General features: G+C 38.6%; 3 protein-coding genes. All 3 read left to right on the top strand.

Annotation, left to right across the window (positions count from 1 at the left end):
* Positions 1 to 217 precede the first annotated feature (217 nt).
* The 3 genes from EV194_RS11595 to EV194_RS11605 are packed head-to-tail and all read left to right on the top strand — an operon-like array spanning position 218 to position 5,983.
* Positions 218 to 3,442, top strand: coding sequence for a SusC/RagA family TonB-linked outer membrane protein (locus EV194_RS11595; protein ID WP_132434203.1), 3,225 nt, complete (start codon positions 218 to 220; stop codon positions 3,440 to 3,442).
* Between the two features lie 26 nt (positions 3,443 to 3,468).
* Positions 3,469 to 5,121, top strand: coding sequence for a RagB/SusD family nutrient uptake outer membrane protein (locus EV194_RS11600; protein ID WP_132434204.1), 1,653 nt, complete (start codon positions 3,469 to 3,471; stop codon positions 5,119 to 5,121).
* 40 nt (positions 5,122 to 5,161) lie between these two features.
* Positions 5,162 to 5,983: a hypothetical protein gene (locus EV194_RS11605; RefSeq protein WP_132434205.1), complete on the top strand. Its 822-nt coding sequence runs from the start codon at positions 5,162 to 5,164 to the stop codon at positions 5,981 to 5,983.
* Positions 5,984 to 6,331 lie beyond the last annotated feature (348 nt).

Raw genomic sequence — 6,331 nt, forward strand, 5'->3', positions numbered from 1 at the left:
TAATGGTTTGTTAGTTCATTTATTACTTTTAGTATATCTGATTTATTCTTTTAGATATTTGCAAGTAGGAGCTTTAACCCTTGTCAATTAAACCCGATTTAGTTTGAACAACTCATTTTCATTTTGTAATTAAGTTATGATTAAAGATTATGATTGTTCTCAAAAGCATATTATAATATTTTAATTGTCCTATTATTAATTTTAAACCTTTAACTTTATGAAGAAAGTTCTTTTGGCACTTTCGTTCGTAATGGTATTCGGGATAAGTGCACTGTTTGCACAAACACGAACCATTACAGGAACAGTCACAGGAAGTGATGACGGGATGCCTATCCCGGGAGCATCAGTATTTGTGGAAGGTACTACCATCGGTACCGTAACACAGGTAGATGGATCTTATTCTCTTAACGTACCTCAGGATGCCGAAGTTTTGGTGTTCTCATTTGTAGGTATGGAAACTTTGAGAGAAAATATTGCTGGCAGAAGTATTATTGACATTGCATTACGAAGTGGTGCGATTGCCATGGATGAGGTTGTAGTAGTTGCTTATGGTACCGCTACCAGACAAGCTTTTACAGGATCGGCCGCAGTAGTTGATTCCCGTGAAATTTCAAGACGTCAGGTATCCAACATAACACAAGCTCTTGCTGGGCAGGTGGCTGGTGTACAGGCAACAAGTTCTTCCGGACAGCCTGGTTCGGCAGCTAATATACGAATTCGTGGTATTGGATCAATGAGTGCAAGTAATGCACCACTGTATATTGTTGATGGTATGCCTTTCGAAGGCAACATTGCTGCCATAAATTCTCAGGATATTGAAAGTATTTCTGTCTTGAAAGATGCTGCCGCAAGTGCAATTTACGGTGCGCGCGGCGCAAATGGTGTAGTTATTATAACAACTAAGCAAGGACGTCGTGGTGATGCAGTCGTAACTGTAGATAGTCGTTGGGGAGTAAACTCTCGCGGAGTACCACAATATGATGTTATGACAGATCCGGCTATGTATTATGAAACTTTTTACAGGAGTTTGTATAACAGTCGTATCTATGCTGGACAATCAGCTGCAGCTGCACATGCTTTTGCTCAAAACAACTTACTTGACCCCAATCAGGGAGGTTTAGGATATCAGGTTTACACTATTCCTGAAGGAGAATACCTTGTTGGAACCAATTTTAAACTGAATCCAAATGCTACTCTTGGTTATACCGATGGCCAATATTACTATACTCCAGATGATTGGTATAAAGAATTGTTCGACACTGGAAATTTAAGAAAGGAGCATAATGTATCTGTTTCTGGATCAACTGATAAGATGAATTATTTTATCTCTGCGGGTTATTTGGATGATAGTGGTATTATAGATGGCTCAGGTTTTACCAGATATACTGTTCGTTCATCTACAGATTATCAGGCAAAAGATTGGCTTAAAGTTGGCGCCAATGTTGGTTATACTAACTATAACATTCAGGCTCCTCCGGGACAAACCACTTGGGGGTCTTCGGGTAACCTGTTCTATACATCTAACTTAATGGCTCCAATATACCCAATGTATGTTAGAAATCCTGACGGAACCATTATGAAGGATGAACGGGGAATTACAGTTTATGATTTCGGATCAACCACTAATTTCAGTCGTCCTTTTATGGGACTATCGAATCCCGGGATTACCATGAAATTAAACTCACACAATGCGTTAACTGATGTTTTAAATAGTAGATGGTATGCCCAGATTGATCTTTACGAGGGACTTCAGTTTAATACAAATATTGGTGTGAACGTAAGAAACCAGCGTACTTCCCGTCTTTATAATCCATTTTATGGTGGAGCTGCTAGTGATGATGGTCAGGTGCGGGTAAGACATGACCGGACTTTTGGTGTTACTCAACAGTACTTAATGACTTACAGGTTCGATATTGATAACCGACACAATATTGACCTTTTGGCAGGTTATGAAACATACGATTTAAAGATGCAAAGACTTGATATATTTAATCGTAAGTTGTATAATCCAAATGTTGGAGAAATTGGAAACTCAATTCACGATAGTCCTGATATTGATTCTTATACTGATTATTACCAGACTCATGGTTTCCTGGGACGAGTTCAGTATGACTATGAAGGAAGAATTTTTGTTTCGAGTTCTTTCCGTAGAGACGCTTCATCAAGATTCCACCCTGATAACCAGTGGGGTAATTTTGGAAGTATTGGAGCAGCTTGGTTAATTAGTAGAGAGAACTTTTTTACTAATTTAGGTTTGGGCGGCTGGCTAGATTTGTTGAAATTAAAAGCCAGTTACGGTATGCAGGGTAATGATAATCTTATTTTCCAAGGTAATCCAAACTATTATCCATACCTTGATCAATATGAGGTGTTTAATGCAGATGGAGATTTCGCAACCCGACTACATTATAAGGGTAACCGTGATATAACATGGGAAACATCGCATAGTTTTAATACAGGTATAGAGTTTTCTATGTTTCGCGACAGGCTTGTTGGTAGTGTAGAGTATTTCCAACGCAAAACCAGCGACCTTCTATATTATCAACCAGTACCAGAATCATTAGGTTATTCTACCATTCCAATGAACGTTGGTGAAGTTATAAACAAAGGAGTTGAAGTTGATCTTGCAGCTACATTGGTTAACTTACCTAACTTTCACTGGCGTTTAAACCTGAATGCTACGCATTATAAAAATGAAGTGTTAGATCTTGCAGAAGCTGTTCGAGAGGATGGTATAAAAATGGCTACACGTATTATCTCTGTGGGAGGGTCTTTATATGATTCATTCTTAAGGCATTATGCGGGTGTTGATCCGGCAACTGGTAAGGCATTATATTACATGGTTGATAGCAGTACAAGCGACTACATCCTAGATGATAATGGCAACAGAACTGTAACTGATGTTTATACCGAAACTTATCAAGTTAACATGGGTAGTACTTTACCTAAAGTTTACGGAGGATTTGGAACTTCAATGGAGTTTTATGGTTTCGATGTCTCTCTTGCTTTTGGTTATCAATTGGGAGGAAAAGTATTTGATGGTACTTATCAGTCCTTAATGCATGGTGGTGATGAAGCAGGGATTAATTGGCATAAGGACATTCTTGACGCATGGTCATTTGATAACCCAAATAGTAATGTCCCAAGGTTAAATGCAAGTGACGATAACCGTCAAATGCATTCATCGAGATTCCTTCAAAGTTCTGACTATTTAAGTATAAACAATATTACAGTAGGATATACTTTACCTCGTCAGATTACTGATTATTTAAATCTGGGTAGCGCTCGAATTTATTTTGCCGGAGATAATGTTGCATTGTTAACTTCTCGTAAAGGTCTGGATCCTCGTCAGGATTTTGGAGGTATTAACTGGCAATCTGTTGGAAGCCATAATTACTCAGCTTTGCGCACATTATCAGGTGGTATTTCGGTAACTTTTTAAGCTGAACAATTTTAAATATGAGTATTATGAAAAATATATTAAATAAATTCCTGTTGTTGTTGATAGGACTGCCATTAATGGTATCCTGTGTAGATGACCTAGATACAGCTCCAGAAGGATCCATTTTAACTGAAGCTCAAAAAGCAGAGGTTGCAGAGTTATTACCCGAAAGGTTATCTGCAGATTTAAATGGGATGTATGCTATTATGGGAGCACAATTCCCTGTATTACCGTCGAATGAGAGGCATGATGATTATGGGTATCCCTCTATCACTCTTGCTTTGGATCATAATGGTCCTGACATGGTAAGTCCAGATGCAGGTTTTAACTGGTTTGGGACACCTGGTAGATTTCAGGATAGAAATTATACTTTTGCCAGCCCTTATATTCGTTGGGCATTCTTCTATAACCAAATTAAATTGGCTAATGACCTTTTGTCAGCTATTCCTGAAGATACAGAGTCTCAAGAGTTGTTGTATTATAAAGGGCAAGCTCTCGCTGTTCGTGCATTTGACTATTTTCATTTAGTTCAGATGTACCAATTCACTTATCTTGGTAACGAAGATAAGCCAGCTGTACCTATCATTACTCATGATATGGAGGAAGAGCCAATCGAGAACCCACGAGCAACTGTTCGTGAGGTGTATGAATTAATTATGAATGACCTGAATGCAGCGATTCCATTACTTGAAGGATTCCAGAGACCAAATAAAAATGCTGTTAATCAACAGGTCGCGTATGGTATTCGTGCTCGAGTTAATTTAGTTATGGGTAACTGGCAGCAGGCGGCAAGTGATGCCGCTACCGCACGAGCAGGATTCCCATTTCTGAGCCTGTCTGAGGCAGCTCAACCTGGATTCAATTCAGTATCTGCGCCAAACTGGATGTGGGGTGTAATTATTAATCCCATAAATATACCATCTAACTACGTAAACTGGCCTTCAAAATTAAGCTCTTTTGTCGATAACAGCTACACAGCTAACGTAGGACAGTATAAGAGTATTAATAATTTGTTATGGTCTAAAATTCCTGATTCTGATGTTCGTAAAGGCTGGTGGGTTGATGCAAATCTTGAGTCACCTATTCTTGAAAACTTAAGATGGCCTGGTTTTCCTGACGACCCAATTGGACCATTGAGTATTTCAGAAGTGAAAATGCCTTTCCTTCCTTACACCAATATCAAGTTTGCAGCAAATAACAATGTAATCGGTAATACCGATAATGCATCTGATTGGGTTTTAATGCGTTCAGAAGAGATGCTTCTAATTGAAGCTGAAGCTCTGGCTATGGGAGGTGATGTGCCAGCGGGAGCAGCTCTTCTTGAAGATTTTATCCGTAATTACCGAAACCCTGAGTATACAGTTACAGCATCAGGCGCTCAGGATTTTAGAATGGAAATTTGGAAACAAAGAAGGGTCGAGTTATGGGGAGAAGGTTTTAGCTTCTTTGATTTAATGCGACTGAATCAAAATCTTGTTCGCTTTAATGATCGCATACAGACGAACTATCCTGAAGTGATGAGATTTAACATGGCTGCTGGAGATCCTTGGTTGCTATTGAGAATTCCTCTAAGAGAAATAAACTCCAACAGAGGTATTTCTGAAGGAGATAATAATTCAGGAGGCTCTCAACCTACCATTGGTGCCGGTGCTGGCCTTTCTGATCCAATTACTGATTAATTGGCTTGCTTAATTTGTTTAACGTATTAATTAGTGTTATATGAAACGACATAATATAATATTAAGTTTCTTAACTGGGATTTTGGTACTGTTTGCTTCTGCATGTTCAGATGATATTCCAGACAGAGAACCATCTTTTGTGCCAAATCCCAATGCTGCAAAAGTTTATTTTGCAAATGATGAACCAGCAAAATATGAAGTATTGCCTGTAGATAACAGTGTGAACGTTACCATTTCAAGGGTTGAAACGGCTGGCGCTTTAACTGTAAACTTCGAGGTGTTAGATCTCTCTGGTGTTTTCACTATTCCTAGCAGCGTTACATTTGCTGCAGGTGAATCAGAGGTGACATTTGAAGTAGGTTTTGATAATCTTGAAGTATTTGTTGAGTATCGGGCCGAAATCAGAATTGATGAAGTTCATACTAATCCTTATATTGAAATGGATGGAACTCCAAACTTCATGCTTACTGTACTTCAGTCTGATTGGAGTCCATATGCCAACGGTGTATATTTTTCTGATTTTTTTGATGCCGAATGGGAGCAAGTTCTTCAGTACTCTGAAATACTTGAAATGTACCGTTTGCCAAGTCTTTATGCAGATGGTTTCCATTACATGTTTGCTTGGGATGGTGGAGAGGAAATTCTTCCTGGTGGTACACGAAATGCTTCCGGATTTTATACTCAGCAATCAGGTTATGTACATCCAACACATGGCATGGTAAGTACAAATACCGATCCCGATGTCGACTATACATATTATGATGCAGAAAGTAATATGTTCGTTTTCGATCGACAGTTTACTGTTGCTGCAGGTAGTTTTGGCTGGTTTACTGAGACATATACAATTACCGAACTCTACTAGAATTTAAGAGCAACTGTAATTTAGATTTAAAAAAAAGGTGGCCATTTGGTCACCTTTTTTATTCTCCATTACCCATCTATGAAATTTGTTTATCAATATAGATCATAGTTCCTTTGCGTGATGTTTCTTAGCGTTAATGTAATAATATTTATTCCTAAGCTAATATATAAACTATATTTCTTTTATGGCTGACTTTAATGCTCATCGTTATTAGTTTGATAATGACCGGTGACCTTATGCAAAATCCGGAGGCATCCGGACATGCGTTCTGGAATTATCCGGACAGCTAATCCGGGATTATCCGGACAGTCATTCCGGAAACATCCGGACACTAAATTAGGTCTGTTT

Origin of the sequence: Natronoflexus pectinivorans, from assembly GCF_004345615.1 — a bacterium.
In the GTDB taxonomy this organism is placed as follows: domain Bacteria; phylum Bacteroidota; class Bacteroidia; order Bacteroidales; family Marinilabiliaceae; genus Natronoflexus; species Natronoflexus pectinivorans.